At 62.1% G+C, this 17,409-nt stretch carries 15 protein-coding genes; 5 read left to right on the top strand and 10 right to left on the bottom strand.

What is annotated here, in order from left to right:
- Window positions 1–27: 27 nt before the first annotated feature.
- Window positions 28–2,286, bottom strand: a complete 2,259-nt coding sequence (locus Q0W88_RS02390) for a TonB-dependent receptor (RefSeq protein WP_297799621.1) — start codon at window positions 2,284–2,286, stop codon at window positions 28–30.
- Between the two features lie 188 nt (window positions 2,287–2,474).
- Window positions 2,475–2,963 (bottom strand): 8-oxo-dGTP diphosphatase, encoded by a 489-nt coding sequence (locus Q0W88_RS02385; protein WP_297799618.1) that lies wholly within the window; start codon window positions 2,961–2,963, stop codon window positions 2,475–2,477.
- Window positions 2,964–3,012: 49 nt separating this feature from the next.
- Here Q0W88_RS02385 and Q0W88_RS02380 point away from each other — a divergent pair, with 49 nt between their 5' ends.
- The 3 genes from Q0W88_RS02380 to Q0W88_RS02370 are packed head-to-tail and all read left to right on the top strand — an operon-like array spanning window position 3,013 to window position 6,338.
- Complete coding sequence (locus tag Q0W88_RS02380) at window positions 3,013–4,245, top strand: TIGR03862 family flavoprotein (RefSeq protein WP_297799616.1); 1,233 nt, start codon at window positions 3,013–3,015, stop codon at window positions 4,243–4,245.
- A 44-nt stretch (window positions 4,246–4,289) separates the two neighbouring features.
- Entirely contained in the window at window positions 4,290–5,645 is a 1,356-nt protein-coding gene (locus Q0W88_RS02375) for a divalent metal cation transporter (protein ID WP_297799615.1), read from the top strand.
- A 54-nt stretch (window positions 5,646–5,699) separates the two neighbouring features.
- Entirely contained in the window at window positions 5,700–6,338 is a 639-nt protein-coding gene (locus Q0W88_RS02370; protein ID WP_297799612.1) for a hypothetical protein, read from the top strand.
- Between the two features lie 16 nt (window positions 6,339–6,354).
- Here Q0W88_RS02370 and Q0W88_RS02365 read toward each other — a convergent pair whose 3' ends face one another.
- The 5 genes from Q0W88_RS02365 to Q0W88_RS02345 all read right to left on the bottom strand — a co-directional run bounded on the left by Q0W88_RS02365 (window position 6,355) and on the right by Q0W88_RS02345 (window position 12,237).
- Complete coding sequence (locus Q0W88_RS02365; protein WP_297799610.1) at window positions 6,355–7,074, bottom strand: pseudouridine synthase; 720 nt, start codon at window positions 7,072–7,074, stop codon at window positions 6,355–6,357.
- 3 nt (window positions 7,075–7,077) lie between these two features.
- Entirely contained in the window at window positions 7,078–7,560 is a 483-nt protein-coding gene (locus Q0W88_RS02360) for an FKBP-type peptidyl-prolyl cis-trans isomerase (protein WP_297799608.1), read from the bottom strand.
- 13 nt (window positions 7,561–7,573) lie between these two features.
- A complete protein-coding gene (dbpA, locus tag Q0W88_RS02355; protein ID WP_297799606.1) occupies window positions 7,574–8,947 on the bottom strand; it encodes an ATP-dependent RNA helicase DbpA in 1,374 nt (457 codons plus the stop codon).
- A 115-nt stretch (window positions 8,948–9,062) separates the two neighbouring features.
- A complete protein-coding gene (locus Q0W88_RS02350) occupies window positions 9,063–11,255 on the bottom strand; it encodes a tetratricopeptide repeat protein (protein WP_297799604.1) in 2,193 nt (730 codons plus the stop codon).
- A gap of 88 nt (window positions 11,256–11,343) precedes the next feature.
- Window positions 11,344–12,237, bottom strand: coding sequence for an acyltransferase (locus Q0W88_RS02345; protein WP_297799602.1), 894 nt, complete (start codon window positions 12,235–12,237; stop codon window positions 11,344–11,346).
- 75 nt (window positions 12,238–12,312) lie between these two features.
- Between Q0W88_RS02345 and Q0W88_RS02340 the strand changes: the two genes are divergently transcribed.
- Entirely contained in the window at window positions 12,313–14,067 is a 1,755-nt protein-coding gene (locus tag Q0W88_RS02340) for a M14 family metallopeptidase (RefSeq protein WP_297799600.1), read from the top strand.
- Here Q0W88_RS02340 and Q0W88_RS02335 read toward each other — a convergent pair.
- Window positions 14,054–14,830, bottom strand: a complete 777-nt coding sequence (locus Q0W88_RS02335; protein WP_297799598.1) for a DUF2189 domain-containing protein — start codon at window positions 14,828–14,830, stop codon at window positions 14,054–14,056. The two genes, Q0W88_RS02340 and Q0W88_RS02335, sit on opposite strands and share 14 nt — an antisense overlap.
- Window positions 14,830–15,606, bottom strand: a complete 777-nt coding sequence (locus tag Q0W88_RS02330) for an arginine deiminase family protein (RefSeq protein ID WP_297799596.1) — start codon at window positions 15,604–15,606, stop codon at window positions 14,830–14,832. Before Q0W88_RS02330 ends, Q0W88_RS02335 begins: the two co-directional genes overlap by 1 nt.
- A gap of 130 nt (window positions 15,607–15,736) precedes the next feature.
- Between Q0W88_RS02330 and Q0W88_RS02325 the strand changes: the two genes are divergently transcribed.
- Window positions 15,737–16,519 (top strand): type II CAAX endopeptidase family protein, encoded by a 783-nt coding sequence (locus Q0W88_RS02325; RefSeq protein WP_297799594.1) that lies wholly within the window; start codon window positions 15,737–15,739, stop codon window positions 16,517–16,519.
- 2 nt (window positions 16,520–16,521) lie between these two features.
- Here Q0W88_RS02325 and Q0W88_RS02320 read toward each other — a convergent pair whose 3' ends face one another.
- Window positions 16,522–17,403, bottom strand: a complete 882-nt coding sequence (locus tag Q0W88_RS02320) for a M14 family metallocarboxypeptidase (protein WP_297799672.1) — start codon at window positions 17,401–17,403, stop codon at window positions 16,522–16,524.
- Between the last annotated feature and the right edge of the window lie 6 nt (window positions 17,404–17,409).

Here is a 17,409-nt window from a genome sequence, read left to right as displayed (position 1 = left end):
TTCCGATTTTCACACGGCAGTCACCGCTTAGAATCCGGCTTTGAACTCCACGCCGACCGTACGCGGCTCGTTGATCATGCCGGTCAGGTTGTTGAAGTCGATGCCGCTGAGGATGGCCAGCTCGTCGGTGATGTTGCGGCCGTACAGGGCCAGATCATAGGCGCCCTGGTTCCAGTTGTAACCGATGCGCAGACCGCCTTCGACGTAGGACGCGCCGGTGAATTCCACCGATTCGTACAGGAAGAAATTGACCTTGCTGCGGTAGACCCAATCGGTATGCACGTAGAACTCGCCGCCGTCGCCGACCGGCATGCCCCAACGGGCCGTCAGGTTGTGCGTCCATTTCGGCGCCTGCGGCAGGGCATTGCCGTTGATCAGGGCCTTGCCGTTGATGTCCAGCGGATCGGTGACGGTGCACTGGGCGCAGACCGACACGGCCAGGTTCTTGTCCTTGATTTCGGTATCGTTGTAGCCGGTGCCGAGGGTGACCAGCAGGCTGTCGGTCAGGTAGGCCTGGAAGTCGAGCTCGAAACCCTGCCCGGTCGATTTATCAGCGTTGAGCAGGATGTTGGCGTTGCCCGAGCCGCCGACCGCGGTCAGCTGCTGGTCTTTGACTTCGTAATAGAACACGTTGGCGTTCAGGCGGGCACGGTTGTCCCAGAAGTCGGCCTTGATGCCGGCTTCGAACGAGGTCGAGGTTTCCGGAGCGGCGACCGACTTGGCATTGAACGCGCCGGCGCTCTGGATGCTGCTGCCGCGGTAGCCGGTGGCGACGCGGGCGTACAGATTGACGTCCTCGTTGAGCTTCCAGGTGCCCGAAATGTCCCAGCTGAATTTCTTGTCTTCCGGCGAAGCCGACAGATCGCCATCCGGCTCCTGCGCAGCCAGCTGAGACAGGGTGCACTTGCCCAGCAGGACACACGGCACGAAACCGGTGTTCCAGTAATCCTCGACGGTCAGTTCTTTGTTATCGACGGTGTAACGCACGCCGGCCCGCAGTTCGAAGCTGTCGCTGATGTCCCAGTTGATAGCACCGAAGGCCGCCCAGGAATCATTGGTCTGGCGGATGCGCTGGTAACCGTCGGCAGCGCCGCCGGCGAGCGAGTCGTAGCTGAAGCTTTCGACTTTGTAATCTTCGTTGAAGTAGAACAGACCGGCCTGCCAGTTCAGCGCGGCATCGGTGTTCGATTCGATGCGGAATTCCTGGGTCCACTGCGAATGCTCGGGAATGCCGTCGGCCGATTCGGAGGCAAACGGAATGAAGCCCGGGCCGGAAACCGGCAGGAAGGACGCGCCGTAACCGCCGTCGATGTCGCCGCGGCTGTAGGTTTCCACGGTTTCGAAGCCGGTGATCGAATGCACGCTGATGCCGTCGAAATCCCAACGCAGACGGGCATTGGCGCCGAACTGGGTCAGTTCCTGCTCGTTCACGCCGTCGATGGCGATTTCATCGCGGTCGAAACCGCTGACCGGCTTGTTGGTGCCGGACTGGATCATGTTGGCGCGGAACAGACGGGCGGTGCCGTCCAGGTTGCGGTAATGCGCGCCGAGCAGGGCCTCGAAGCCTTCGCTTTCAAAACGCAGCTGGCCGCGCAGGGCGAACTCGTCATAGCCTTCGTAGGCGTTTTTCTCGCCGGTGTAGGTGTTGTCGACATAATCATCGCGATGCTGGTACAGGCCGGATACACGGCCGCTCCAGCCTTCGCCGAAGCCGCCGCCGACGGCGCCTTCCAGATTCACGCCACCGTAGGAGGCTGCCGAAAACTTCGCGTAGCCGGTGGTATCTTCACCCGGTTTGACCGAGTTGAATTTGACCACGCCGGCCGGCGAGTTACGGCCGAACAGGGTGCCCTGCGGGCCGCGCAGCACTTCCACCTGTTCCAGATCGAACAGCGGGAAGCCTTTGAGAATCGGGTTTTCCTGGACCACATCGTCATACACCAGCGAAACCGGCTGCGAGGTATTCAGGCGGAAATCGGTATTGCCGTAGCCGCGGATGTAGAAGCGGGGGAACGCACGGCCGAACGAGGATTCGATGTTCAGGCCGGGAGTGCGGCCGGACAGGAAACGAATATCGGCGCCGCCGGAGGCCAGCGCGTCGAGGTTCTCGCCGCTGACGGTGCTGACCGAGACCGGAACGTCTTGGATGTTTTCAACACGACGGTCGGCGGTGACCTGCACTTTATCGAGAACGGCGGCGTCCTGGGCGGCGGCAACGGGGGCGAATACGGCGGCACTGATGGCGAGCGCCAGCGCTTGCTTGCGATACGAAGTATGAGTAGACATAAACCCTCTGGGAAATAGGAATGAGTTGCAATCAACGGCCAACAAGCCGGTTTGCCGTGGCCCCTGCCCGGCACAAAGACGTATCGATAAGCCCTTGATTATAGGTTAAATAATAGTTAAGTAACTACTCTAAATTTGAGCAGAATTCCGACAAGCGCTGAATTTCCGTTAAATTTCAGTCGAATGGCTCATATTCTTGAGTAAGTCCATGATTTCATTTTCCCGTTTTCATACGGCATGACCCCATGGAATTGGCGCGGGTCGCCATCGAAGACCAACGGCAGGAATTGGCGGTCGCCATCCCACATCGGCAGCTCCATGATTTTATCGACATCGACCCAGCACAGATCACCTTCAGGATTGCGGGTGAATGGTGTTCCGCTGAATTGCTCGACCAGAAACACCAGGCCGTACCAATGTTCGCCGTTCCTGCCGAAGAACGGCCAGGAAATACTGCCGCGCAGACTGATTTTTTCGCAGACGATTCCGGCTTCCTCCATGACTTCCCGGCGAACGCTGGCCACCACATCCTCATCGTCCTCGACTTTGCCGCCGAGGCCGTTGTACTTGCCCAGATGTTCATCGGTATCCCGGGCATTGCGGTGGATGAGCAGCACCTGACGGCCATCGGGCGAAAGCACATAGGCGAGCGTGGCGAGGATGGGACAATACGGCATGGCGGCGGCAATTCCTCTAAACTGAAGGCACATTATCACCGGATTCCCGATGAACACCGCTGCCGCTCCGAAAAAAATCGCCGTCATCGGCGGCGGCCCGGCCGGCTTGATGGCGGCGCAGACCGCGGCCGAGCAAGGCGCGGAAGTGCATGTCTACGAGCGCAAGGCTTCCGTCGGCCGGAAATTCCTGATTGCCGGACGCGGCGGCCTGAACCTGACGCATGCCGAACCGATGGCCGATTTCAGCACGCGTTTCCGCGACCGGAGCGCGTCGGTATCGGCTTGGTTGACCGGGTTCGATAACACGGCCGTACGCGAATGGGCCCATCAGCTGGGTATCGCGACTTTTGTCGGCAGTTCCGGCCGCGTGTTTCCGACCGACATGAAAGCGGCGCCCCTGCTCAGGGCCTGGCTGAAACATCTGCGTGCGCTGGGCGTGCACTTCCATGTCAATCACCGTGCCGTTGCGTTCGTTGACGATCGACAGCTGCGTCTGCAGGCCGCGGAAGGTGAAATCATCGTCCGCGCCGACGCTTTCATTCTGGCGCTGGGCGGCGCCAGCTGGCCGCAACTGGGTTCGGACGGCAGCTGGCGCGACGGTTTGTTTCCGGAGGGTCTGGACATCGTCCCGCTGCAGGCCGCCAATTGCGGCTTTGAAGCCGTGTGGTCGGAATTCTTCAAAGACAAATTCGCCGGCACCCCGCTCAAACCCCTGCGCATGCGTCTGGCCGGCTCCGGAACCGAAGGTGTACAGGGCGAATGCATCATCAGCGAATACGGCATCGAAGGCAGTCTGGTGTATGCGCTCAGCGCCGATATCCGCGAAACCATCGCGCGCGACGGCCGCTGCACGCTGTTGCTCGACCTGCTTCCCGATCATGATTCGGCACGCATCGTCGCGGCGGCCGGAAAACCGCGCAATGGCCGAAGCCTGAGTGATTTCCTGCGCCGGCATTTCAAACTGTCCGGCGTGAAAACCGCCCTGCTGTACGAACTGACCGACCGGCAGCAGCTTGCCGATCCGCAGGCGCTGGCGCGATTGCTGAAAGCCCTGCCCTTGACGGTCAGCGCGCCGCGGCCGATGGCCGAGGCCATCAGCACCGCGGGCGGTGTGGCCTTGCCGCAACTGGATGACCGCCTGATGTGGCGCAGGCATCCCGGCCTGTTCTTTGCCGGCGAAATGCTGGATTGGGAAGCGCCGACCGGCGGTTATCTGCTGACCGCCAGCATGGCCAGCGGCCGATGCGCGGCTTTGGGGGCGCTCGACAGCCCTGCCGGATAAGGAATGGCTTATATTGAGGGTCGGCGCACCGGCAGGCACTCCCCATGACGACCCACGGCAAACACCCGCGCAAATCGCCCAATGGCATTCTTCGCCACCGTCAAGGCACGCCGATCCACGCCACGGCCCATCACAAGCGCGGCATCATGGCACAGTTTTCCCGGATGCGTGCCGCCGGCATCGGCGCACTGACCGCCTTTCTGGCGGTGCTCGGGCCCGGACTTCTGGCCGGACTCTCCGATGACGATCCGGCCGGCATCACCACCTACTCCATCCTCGGCACCGACTACGGCTACCGCCTGTTGTGGATCATTCCGGCCTCCACCCTGCTGCTGATCCAATTCCATCTGATGGCGGTTCGCATCGGCGCTGCCACCGGCAAGGGCTTCGCCGGCATCATCCGCGCGCACTGGGGACGCGGCTGGGGCTATCTGGCCGTGCTGGGCCTGCTGTTCGCCAACTTCGGCACCATCTGCGCCGAATATGCCGGCATCGCCGCGGCCTGCGGGTTGATCGGCATTCCGGCCTGGCTGAGTGCACCGATCGCTTGCGTGTTGATATCGCTGGTGGTGGTCTTCGGCTCGTTTTACCGCATCGAACGCATCCTGCTGATCATTTCGTCGACGCTGGCCCTGTATATTGCCGCCGCCATTCTGGCGGCACCGGACTGGCAGGCGGTCTGGCATAACGCGCTGGTGCCGCATCTGCCCGTCGATACCCTGGGCTGGATCGCCATCGCCGCCGCACTCGGGACCACGCTGGCACCCTGGGGGCTGGCTTTCATCCAATCGTATGCGGTCGATAAGAAAATCACCGTGGCCAATCTGGGTTGGGAGAAAGTGGATGTGGTGATCGGTTCCATCCTGACCGGCGTCATCGGCATGGCCATTGCCATCGCCTGTGCCGCGACGCTGCACCGTTCCGGCATCCATATCAACGATGCCGGTGATGCCGCCATCGCCCTGGAACCGCTCGCCGGCCGTTTCGCCACGGTCCTGTTCGGCGCCGGCCTGCTGGGCGCCTCCCTGCTTGCAGCGGCAATCGTGCCGCTGGCGACCGCCTATACCATCGCCGAAGGCATCGATGCGCCGGCCTCGCTGGACCTCGACGCGCACCATTTCCAGCTGTTCTATGCCGCCTTCATCGGACTGTCGGTGGCTGCCGCCAGCGTGGTGGCCATTCCCGGCCTGCCCTTGATTTCCCTCATCTACAGCAGCCAGGTGGTCAATGCGGTATTGCTTCCGCTACACATCATCGCCCTGCAATTACTGGCCTCCGACAAAAACCTGATGGGCGGCGCCCATTCCGGCCGTGGCACTCGCATCACCGGATGGATCAGCATCGTGCTGGTTCTGGCCTGCATCGGAGCACTGATGGCGAGCTGGCTGGGCAGTGCCTGAAATGATCCCAGACACGGGGTATCATGATTCTCCATTTCCGCAATGAGCACCCCCATGATTCTGCGTGTCGTTTTTGCCCTTGGCCTGTTTGCCCTGCTACCGGCTGCGGCCGCCGATAAACCGGCTGCGCCCTATACCATCGCGGTCTGGAGCGATGTGTCCTTCAACGCCGAGGGCGGCGTGGCCGAAAGCCGGATCATCAAGGAAGCCGATTACCCTGCGAAATTCGCCGATGCGGTCAAGGCCAAAATTGCCGCCATGCGCATCACCCCTCCGGTGCAGGACGGAAAGCCGGGGCTGCTGCAAAGCGGCGTGCGCGTGACCTATCTGATTACACCCTCTGCTTCCGGCGCCAGCGTCAGTCTGCAGGAGACCCTGCTGGCGCCCTTGCCGCTGCGTGAGATCTATGCCGCGTTTCCGAAATCGCTGAATCGTGAAGACAGCTGGAAAGGCCGCATCGATCTCCGCTGTGACATCGATGTTGCCGGACAATGCCTCAATCCGGTCATGAGCACCGACAACGGAAGCCTGCCCGAAGAAGCCCGCCGTTTCGCCAAGGACTCCATCACCAAGTGGAAATTCGCACCGCAGACCGTGAATGGAAAGCCCGTTCCGGGCGAGTTCCGCATGAGCCTCGACATTTCACCCGATCCGCGTGCCATCGAGGATTTCCGGGACCCGCGCAAACTTTAGAATCGAAGCCGCGGGATTACCAGTCCGTTCGCTCGGGCAACAGACCTTTCAGTTCGGCATCGCTCAGATTGCGCCATTGTCCGGGTTTCAAGGCGCCGAGCTTGACGTTGATGATGCGCACCCGGCGTAACTGGGTGACCCGGTAGCCGAAAGCAGCGGCCATCAGCCGGATCTGCCGGTTCAGGCCCTGGGTCAGCACGATGGCGAACCCGTATGGCGCGATTTTCCGGGTTTTGCAGGGCAAGGTGGTATCGCGGTGGATGCGCACGCCTTTGGCCATGCCGCGCAGAAATTCGTCAGTGACCGCTTTATTGACCGCGACCAGATATTCCTTTTCCTTGCGGTTCTCGGCACGCAGCAGTTCATTGACGATGTCGCCGTTGCTGGTCAGCAGAATGAGGCCTTCCGAGTCCTTGTCCAGGCGTCCGATCGGAAAGATGCGCTGCTCGTGATCGACGAAATCGACGATGTTGCCTTTCACGCTCTGGTCGGTCGTGCAGGTGATGCCGACCGGCTTGTTCAGCGCGATGTAGACATGCCTGCGGGTGCCGGGCTTGGCCTTGCGGATACGCAGGGTCTGGCCGTCGACGAGGACGGCATCGCCCTCCTCCACGCGTGTGGTCAATGACGGACGGCTGCCGTTGACGGTAACGCGGCCCTCCTTGATCAGCGCATCGGCTTCGCGGCGGGAGCAGTAGCCGGTATCGGAGATGAATTTATTGACGCGGACGGACACCGGTCAATCGCCGTTGTCGAACGCATGTAGGGTGATGTCGAACACCAGCTTGCCTTTGGGGGAGTCGCCACCGGGAAAGCTGTCATAGGCCAGATTGCCGGGCACCCAGAACCGGAAGGTATCGCCCGGACTCATCAACAACACGCCTTCCTGCCAGCCCTTGATCAGGCCGTTCAGCGGAAAACGCGAGGGCGCGCCGCGCGGCAAGGAGCTGTCGAACATATGGCCCTGGAAATCCCAGCCGACATAATCGATTTCAATCGTGCTCGCCGGGTTCGGATGCGCGCCGCCCTTGCCGCGTTGCAGAACCACATAACGCAGGCCACTGGCGGTGCGGATGGCATTGGCCGGCGGTAGCCGCAGATTGTCCGGCGGCTGCAGGCGCGCGGCGAGGACTTTCGGATCCGGGGACGGAGTTTGCGCGGTGGCGGACAGCGGTACCGCGCCGGCAAGCACCACGAACAAAAGGAAAATGCGGTAACTCATGGAAAACCTCGTTTCAGGGCGACAGCAGGCGGACACGGAAGCTGCGTCCTTTGATTTTATCCTGTCTGAGCAGCTGCAAGGCCTTCTCGGCCGCGCTTTTATGCAGCGCCACGTAGGATCGGGTATCGAACAGGGCGATTTTCCCGACCGATTTGCCGTCAATCTGCTGTTTTGCGGTCAAGGCCCCGAGGATATCGCCAGGCCGCAGTTTATCCTTGCGGCCGGCATCGATGACCACCGTCTTCCAGTCGGCTTTCAAGGGCGCCAGCTTGATGCTGGACAGATCCAGACGCTGCCAGCGCGCCGTCAGGCCCATCTGCTGTTCGATGGCCTGAACCCGGCCCATTTCGGACGGCGCCACCAAGGCCAATGCCCGGCCGTCTTTACCGGCACGCCCGGTACGGCCGACCCGGTGCACATGCACATCGGCCTGATGCGCCAACTCGTAACTGAACACCAGCGGCAGATCGGACACATCCAGACCGCGTGCGGCGACATCGGTGGCGACCAGTACGCGGACGCTGCCGTTCTGGAAACGCACCATGGCCTCGTCGCGATCGCGCTGCTCGAGATCGCCGTGCAGTGCGCAGACATCGAAACCGGCTTTGGCCAGATGCTGTTCGACATTCTGGCAGTCGATTTTGGTGTTGCAGAAGACCAGTGCCTGCGCCGGCTGGAGCTGGCCGAGCAACTGCAGCAACGCGTCATTCTTGCGGTTGCCGGGCACTTCGAAGAACAGCTGTTCGATATGTTCGGAACGGGTGTCGGTATCGAGCAGGATTTCCAGCGGGTCGCGTTGATAGCTTTTCGACAGGGCGCGCACGGCCTCCGGAAAGGTCGCCGAGAACAACAGGGTCTGATAGTTCGCGGGCAAGGCGCTCCGGATGGCCTGGATGGCCGGCTCAAAGCCCATGTCGAGCATGCGGTCGGCCTCGTCCAGAACCAGCCGGGTCATGGCCTCGAGTTTCAGCGCGCCGGTTTCGATCAACTCCAGAATCCGACCCGGCGTACCGACCACGATGGCCGGTTCATGCACCAGGGATTCGACATGAACACGGACCGGAATGCCGCCGTAAAACGCAGAAACCTTGACGTTGGGCAGACGCACGGCAACCTTGCGGATGGCTTGGGTGACCTGATCGGCCAGCTCACGGGTCGGGCACAGCACCAATGCCTGCACGCCGCTCGGGGCCTTCAGACCCTGCAGCAGGCCCAGCGCGAACGCCAGGGTTTTGCCGCTGCCGGTCTTGGCCTGCGCCAGCACATCGCGGCCGGCCAGAATATCGGAAAGCGCGGCCTGCTGGATCGGGGTCGGCACAGTCATGTGCTGACTGGCCAAGGCTTCGAGCAGTTCGGCGCGCAGCGGCCATTGGGAGAAATCAGACATCGGTGATCCGGAAAACCGCGCCTGGGGCGCAACCTGCATAGTATGACGGGTTTGACGGCGCGTTCCCATCGTTTCGGCGCCGACTCCGCCGCTCGGTCAGCACCGGTTCAAACGCTTACTGGAACAGCGAACCTTTCGGTTGGGCAGACAGCCGTGCGGCCTGCTGGCGCATATCGCGATCGATATCGGCAAAAATCGCCTTGAATTCCGGCGTGTCGCGGATATCCGCGAAGCTGGGATCGAAATCGCGGTAATAGCGCCAGAACGGCCCGCGCCAGCCTTCGGCATAGGCCGCCTTCAGACGATCCAACGCCAGCCTCTTGTCACCGCGGATGGCCGCGATCGTGGCATCCATCGGGCCATAACCGAAAAACCCGAGGCGGGCATTCGGCGAACGGGTCAATACTTCCGCACTGCTGAGCAATCGCTCGGCCTGTGCCTTCTCCCCGGTCCTGTACAGAACCGCCGCCAGGGCGATGACTTCGCGGGCATTGTTGAAATTCACCTGGACGTCCGGTTTCCATAACTCCGGCTGGGTTTTGAGGAGCAAGGCCCGCGCACCGGCATAATCGCCACGGCGCATGAGGAAATCGGCCAATACGCTGGCGCTTTGCGGATTCATCTTGACGACTTCGCGGGCATAAGCCTCGGCAGCCGCGGTCTGGCCCCGGTAAAGGCTGACATAGGCCTGGCCTTCCCGCACTACCGGAATGTCCGGATACTTGGCGCGCTGGGCCGCAAGCAGGCGCAGACTGCCTTCATCGTCCAGCAGATCGGCACGGATGACGGTCGCGAACATCGGAATGTAGGGGTTGCCTGAATCCAGCGCATACGCCTTATCGAGCAATGGCACCGCGGAAATGAAATCGCGGCGCGCATAGGCCAACAGAATGGCCTTGTTGTAGTAAGGCAGGGCCATGGCCGGATCGATTTCGATGACGCGCTGGTATCCGGCAATCGCCTCATCAAAGCGCCCGGTCTGTTCGTATTTGGCGGCGAGGTCGCCATTGATGATGGCCGACAGCGGATCGAGCTCCAGCGCCTTTTTCACATTGACGATGGATTCATCGATACGGCCGGCATTGGACAGCATGCTGCCGAACCAATGATAGGCGGTGGCATAGTTGGGGTTCAACCCAATGGCTTTACGGAATTTGGGCTCGGACGCGGCAAATTGCCCGCGGTAACTGTCAATGCTGGCTGCCGTGGTCCAGACCTCGGCGGAATTCGGATCCAGACGCATGGCCGTGGCAATCGATTGCTCGGCTTTCTCGGTACTTTCCGCCAGATCGGTGCCGCTGTAGTTGATCTCCAACAGAATGGCATCCGCCAGCCCGACATGCGCCAGGGTGAATTTCGGATCGAGCGCGATGGCTTTCCGGTAAAAGCCGATGGCATCGGTCAGGGCTTCGGAGGTCCGCTTGGCCATGCGCTGGCGGCCCAACTGATAGGCCTCCCAGGCCGGCAGACTGTTCGTCGGGATATCGGCCATGCGGGCTTTCTCGACCGGACTCAGCTGCGTCTTCAGCGACCCGGTGATGGCGGCGGTCACCTCGCTCTGGATGGCGAAGATGTTCTCGGCAGTAAGTTCACGGTCGTAGGTTTCCGCCCACAGATGGGTGTCTGTTTCGGCGTCGATCAGCTGCATGTTGATGCGCACGCGGTTGCCGCCGCGCTGGACGCCGCCCTCGAGAATGGTTTTCACCCCGAGTTTGCGGGCGATGTCGCGGATCGGAAGTTTGCTGTCGCGGAAGGACTCGACCGAAGTCCGCGAAATCACCTTCAGACCGCTGATCTTGGACAGCTGGGTCAGGATGTCGTCGTGCATGCCGTCCACGAAGAACGCATCCTCGGCCACCGCACTGCGGTTGTCGAACGGCAGCACCGCAATCGACGGCCGTTCCTGCTGGGCGGCGGCTTTCTGCACGGCGACGGCCAGAGCCTTATCCGGCACCGGCACCCGGCCGATGATGAATTTATCAATGGCGAAATACGTCAGGGCCAGCACCAGAACGCCGATCAGCAAGTGATTGAGTCGGCGTGCCGTATTCCGGGCCTCCGTGCTGCCGGGGTCTACCTCGGCGTCGCGTTTCAGGCCTTCGTGGGTGAATTCAAACGCCCAGGATAGGACGATGACCGGCAGCAGACCGATTGCGAGCGTGATGATCAGGGTCTTCAGCACCCACGGCGGGGTGCCGAACACGGGCAGGATGTTGTTGGCGACCTGGATGATCAGCCAGGCCGCGACCAGATACAGGCCGCTCATGCGGAACACGTTCCGGCGTTTCAACTCGCTGATGAGTCCCATGTCCCCGGTTCCCTGTCCCTGGATGATTCTGCGTTTCATTCTAAGGCAGCCCCATGGGCCGAACAAGCAGAACGGCGCTTTTTGACCGCTACCGCCCGGAAAATCCGTCCATGATCTGCTGCTTGTCCTGCCACAGGCCGTTCATCCATTGCTGGAACTGGGCCCGGAACGCCCGGTCATTTTCGTAATCGCCGGCGCGCAGGGCCTCCGGTATCGGGCGCAGGCGGACATCGACATGCACCTGTTTGATGCGGTCGGCAATCAGATCGGCCATGCCCGGAATGCCGTTTGGATAATGCAGGGTCACATCCAGGATGGCATGCAGGCCGCGGCCCATGGCATCCAAGGCGTAGGCCATGCCGCCCGATTTCGGTTTCAGCAGATTGGACAACGGTGCCTGCTGCTGGTCGTGCTTGACCGCCGTGAATCGGGTGCCTTCGGGAAAAATCATGATCGACACCGGCTTGCCGAGGAATTTCTCACAGGCCTTGCGGGTCGCCGCGATGTCTTTTCCAGCCAGTTCCGGGCGTTTCTGCAGCTGTGATTTGGTGTGGCGCTGCATGAACGGAAAATCCAGCGCCCACCAGGCCAGGCCCAGCATCGGCACCCAGATCAGTTCCTTTTTCAGGAAAAAACGCATGAACGGAATGCGTTTGTTGAATACCTTCTGCAGCACCAGGATATCGACCCAGCTCTGGTGGTTGGACAGCACCAGATAATGGCCGTCGGTGGCAAGCGCACCGTCTTCGCGGTAATGCACCTGCAGCGTGGTCAGATGATCCATCATCCAGCTGTTGAAGGCGATCCAGGCTTCGGCCAAGCCGATGATCCAGCGGTCCAGCAGGCTTTGCAGGGTTTTTACCGGCAGCAGCGCCTTGAGCAGCGCGCACAGCAGCAGCAGCGACACCCGGATCACGGTGTTGGCGGCAATCAACAGATAAATCAGCGGAACGCGCAGCAGCAACGGAATTCGGGCAAGCATGACAGGCCTTGGCGGAGATGGGGAACGGGCGCCGAGTTGGCTATACTGGCATCACCCCGTTACCGGCATTTTATCATGAGAGCTTCCGTCGTCCTTGCCGCCCTGCTGGCCGCTTCGCCCCTGCCCGCCGCCGATCTGCGCACCCATGCCGAGCGCAGCGATTACCGGGAAACCGGCCGTTATGCCGAAGTCGAGCGCCTGTGCCGGGATTTCCAGATCGCCTACCCGAAGCAGGTCCGCTGTTTCCCATTCGGCACCAGCCCGGAGGGCCGCCCGATGTGGGCGCTGAGCGCCAATGCCGATGGGGTACTGGGTCCGGAACAGGCGCGACGCGCCGATCTGCCGGTGGTGCTGTTCCAAGGCGGCATCCATGCCGGTGAAATCGACGGCAAGGACGCCGGCTTCCGCGTACTGCGCGAACTGCTGGAGCAACCCGGCGCGGACTCGCCGCTGCACAAACAGGTCCTGCTGTTCGTACCGGTGTTCAATGTTGACGGTCACGAGCGCTTCGCGGCCTGGAACCGCCCGAACCAGCGCGGTCCGGCCGAAATGGGCTGGCGTACCACCGGCCAGAACTTCAACCTCAACCGCGATTACATGAAAGCCGACGCGCCGGAAATGCAGCACATGCTGGATCTGGTCAACGCATGGGATCCGCTGTTCTATGTCGATCTGCATGTGACCGACGGCGCCCAGTTCCGTCATGACATTTCGGTGCAGGTGGAGCCCAAATTCGCCGGCGATGCCGGTCTGCAGACCGTCGGCCGGCAGTTCCAGGACGGCGTGCTGGAAGATCTGCGCCGGGGCGGTAGCCTGCCGCTGCCCTACTACCCGTCCTTCATCGAGAACGACAACCCGGCCTCGGGTTTCGCCGATGGCGTTTCCACCCCGCGGTTCTCGACCGGCTATTTTCTGCTGCGCAACCGCTTCGGCGTGCTGGTGGAGACCCATTCCTGGAAAACCTATCCGCAGCGCGTGGACGCCACCGCCCGCAGCATCCGCGCCATGCTGACGCAGGTGGCCGGCAACGCCAAGGCGTGGCAGACGCAGGCGCGTGCGGCCGATGCCGCCGCCGCAAAACTGGGCGGACAACCGGTGGTGCTGGATTACACCAACAGCCCGAAGGCGCGCCCCATCGACTTCCTCGGCTACGCCTACACGCGCACGCCCTCGGCGGTGTCCGGCGGGCTGATGACGCGCTATGACGAGAACACGCCGGAGGTCTGGAAACTGCCCTTGTTCGACGACATCCAGCCGAAGCTGACCGTGACCGCGCCGCGCGGCGGCTACCTGATTCCGCCCATGTATGCGGCACGGCTCGGACCGCAACTGGCCCGGCATGGCATCGCATTCACGCCGATGAACACCGCACAGACCGTGGCCGTTTCCGAATACCGTGCCGAGACCGCGGCCTTCGCCAAAGTGCCGTTCGAGAGCCACCAGACGCTCACGGTGACCGGAAAATGGCAGGCCGCCCGGAGCGACATCCCGGCCGGCACCCTGTTCGTGCCGATCGCCCAGCCGAAAGTGCGGCTGGTGATGGCGCTGCTGGAACCGGAAGCCCCGGATTCGTATTTGGCCTGGGGCCTGTTCAACAACCACTTCGAGCGCAAGGAATACATGGAAGACTATGTGGCCGAAGCGGTGGCACGCGACATGCTCAAGGATCCGGCAATCAAGGCCGCGTTCGAAAAACGGCTGGCCGAAGACAAGGCCTTTGCCGAATCCCCGCAGCAGCGTCTGGATTTCTTCGCCCAGCGCCACGCATCTTGGGACACCCGCTACCGGCTGTATCCGGTGCGGCGCACGGATACCGTCATTCGTCCGTGATGTCGGCCAGGTGCGGCCAAGGCTCGGTCCGCAGGATCTGGTGATAGGCGTGCCAGGCCGAGAATGCCAGCCAGGGCATGATCACGATGAAACCGACATAGCCGGTGGCGAACCCCAATCCGGTCAGGGCCACGATGCATGCGGCCCAGACCGCCATGGCCGGTTTGTTGCGAAGCACCGCATGCACGCTCGACAGACACGCGGTGACCATGTCGGCGTCCTTGTCGACGATCATCGGCAAAGACAGCGCGGCGGTGGCGAAAATCAGCGCGGCGAAGCCTGTGCCGATCAGCGAGCCGACCGCGAGGAATTCCAGCAGCACCGTGCGGTTGCCCTCTTCCACCGGAAAGAAGGCGTAAAGCATCATGCCGGAACGTGACCAGATGAACAGCACCACCAGCAGAATCAGCGCATACACCGCGCCCTGCCCGAGCACGCGGGCCATGTGTTTGGAGGAGCGCCGGAAACTGACGCGCCGCCCGCTTTCAAGATCCTTGCTGACCGAATGCAGACCGATGGCCAGCATCGGCGCGATGTAAATGAAGCCCGACAGCAGGGCCGCCAACAGCGCGAAACGCCCGAGCCACCAGGCGAACAACGACACCGCCCAGCTGACCGCGAAGATGATCAGGCCGTAGGTCAGAGTCAGCCGCGGTGTGCGCTTCAGATCCTGCCAACCGGCGGCCAGCCAGGCAAACGGTGCCTTCCACGGCACCTCATTGCACTCGGCAACGAAGGGCAATTCGCTACGGTCTTCCGCCATCACTCCCCCGTGAACAGGACACTGCAACAGGTTACCGCACCCTCGGCTTTCTGCAACTCGGACACGTCCACGGCGGTGACGGCATAACCGGCCGAGGCGATGCGGGCTTGCGTTTTCGGAAACGCCGAGGGCATCAGGATGGCGCTGCCGATGCGCACCACATTGGCGGCGTGCGGCTCGTGTTCATCCACGCGAATCTGTCGGTATTCTTTGAAATAAGCGGCATCCACCCACTCCGGATTGATCAGTACGGTGTCATCGGACAATGCGGTCACCGCTGATTTCAGGTGCAAGCAGTCCTGCATTGGCACGGCAGTCACCGTGTATGCGTAGGGCTTCAGAATGTCGGCCAGCTGATCAATCGCCGCCTGGTTGCTGCGCTGCGACAGCCCGACGAACACGCGGCGGCCGATGCGCAGCACATCGCCGCCGTCAATCGTTCCCGGCGCGCTGATGCGCTCTACCTGTTTGCGCACCGCCCGCACGGCCGGCGCAATGGCGTCGACTTCCGCGCGCCGGCTTTCGGCACCCGGGCGGGTCAGCACCGCCAGTTCATCGAACAATAAAACGGTGTCTTCCACGAACACCGAATCGGGCAAGGTCGGCTCGGCCGGCAGCTCGATGACCTTAGCGCCCAGCTTTCCAAGGCACAGGACATATTCCATGTGCTGCCGATGTGCCAACGCCACGTTGATCGGTTCGCGGCCGATGAAACTCAGCTCGCAATCGGCGATGGCTGGGCTGACGGCGCGGCAGAGGGCGTGCATTTCAGACATGTTCGGATGACCGTCATCGGTTCGGGAGTTTCCTCAATCATACAATGTCGCGACGCCCAACGGCCCGCCGTCCGTGTGCTAGCATTTGTCGTAAATGATGGCCGACACGGCCGCGATACGGGGAAACGTCATGCAGGACACGGGGAATCACGACAAAAAACGGATCTGGATTGCACTGGCCACCTGGGTGGTCTGGTTGCTGCTCACCATGTTCGGCATGCGCTGGGCCAGCGACGGCAGCAAGAAGCCGCTGGTCGAGGGCCTGACCCACGGCATCAGCTGGAATCTGGTGATGGCGGTGGCCGCATTGGCATTGGTCACCCTGGCCATGCGCTGGCGCGATCTGAAATTCGTCGCCCCGAAACCGACCGGCTCGCTGCGCGTGCTGTGGTTTCCGGCCATATATCTGCTGATGTTCGCCCTGCTGGCCGTGCTGACCGGCCTTCCGCCGCTGTCCACGCTGGTGTTCGTGGGACTCAACACCCTCATCGTCGGCCTGTCCGAGGAATGGGCGTTCCGTGGCGTGCTGTTCCAGGGCCTGCGCAGCCGCTTCGCACTATGGCCGGCCATCGTGCTGACCACCGTGATGTTCGGCGGCGTGCATGTGCTCAATGTGGTTACCACCGGACAACTCACCGATGCCGTGGTTCAGGCCGGTACGGCGATGATGAGCGGGGTGCTGTTGATTGCCCTGCTGATCCGCACCGGCTCGCTGTGGGTGCCGATTCTCTACCACGCCCTCTGGGATTTCGGCACCTTCGCGGTGTCGGCCGGCGCCAAGGATTCCAGCCCCGTGGACATGAGTCAGAACTTCCAGTGGGCCATTCCGATGCTGCTGGTGTTGCCGAATTTCCTGTACGGGCTGTATCTGCTGCGTAAGGTGCGCAACGATACCGTACTCAGTACCGACTGAGATCAGTTCGCCAAGGCAAAGGCGATCGCCGCCCGCACCGCCGCCACCTGCGCGGCGTTGCATTGCTCGGGTGTAGCCCGCGGGCTGTCCGGGTACACTTCGGTGGTGGTGGTGAAGCGTGCATCGGTCATGCCGGCGCACAGGCCGAGGGCTTTGTAGTCATACAGAATCACGCCCGGCGCCACCACCGTTGAGCCGATGATCTCACCCTTGGCATCGCTCGGCGCGATGTGGGTCACTTCCGCCACAGCTAAATTGACCGCGCTCTGGAACGCCAGTTGCGGGTTCTTTTCATCGCCGCACAGGTAAAAGCCGTCCGGAATTTCGCCGGGCACGAAGGGCACGCCATCGCGGGCGGCTTTGGCCGGGCGGAATTCGGTTTCGTCCGAGTCGGTGGTTTCGTGCAGGTCGATGTGCAGCAGCACCCTGCCCTGATACGGCGCTAGCAGGCGAATCAGCGCGGCCGATTCCTGCGTTCCGCCCTGCCCGGTAAACGAACGGTTCGGGTCGAGCGCTTCGGCGTTCCAGCGCTGCACGCGCTCGTAGGCCCAAGGGCTCACGCACGGGGCCAGCAGAATGTTGATCTTGCCGGTGTAGTCGCCGCCATGGGAAGCCATGAACGCCAAAGCGCCCTGCACACCGCTGGTTTCGTAGCCGTGCACGCCGCCGGTCACCAGCGCCACGGGAAGATCATCGCGCCAGCCGCGGGATTTCAGGGCCAGCAGCGGGTAGCGTTCACCGCCGTAGTCAATCTGGCCGTATTCGGCCACATCAAAGCGCTCGCGCAAGGCATCGATTTTGCGCAGCACTTCGTCAGCAACGCTGCGTGACTTTACGCGGGAGGCGAGCCATGATGTGCGGTCATCGGAATTCCACGCAGTAATAGACGA

This window comes from Arenimonas sp. GDDSR-1, from assembly GCF_025980345.1.
Taxonomy (GTDB): domain Bacteria; phylum Pseudomonadota; class Gammaproteobacteria; order Xanthomonadales; family Xanthomonadaceae; genus Arenimonas.
This window is presented reverse-complemented; position numbering and strand designations above follow the sequence as displayed.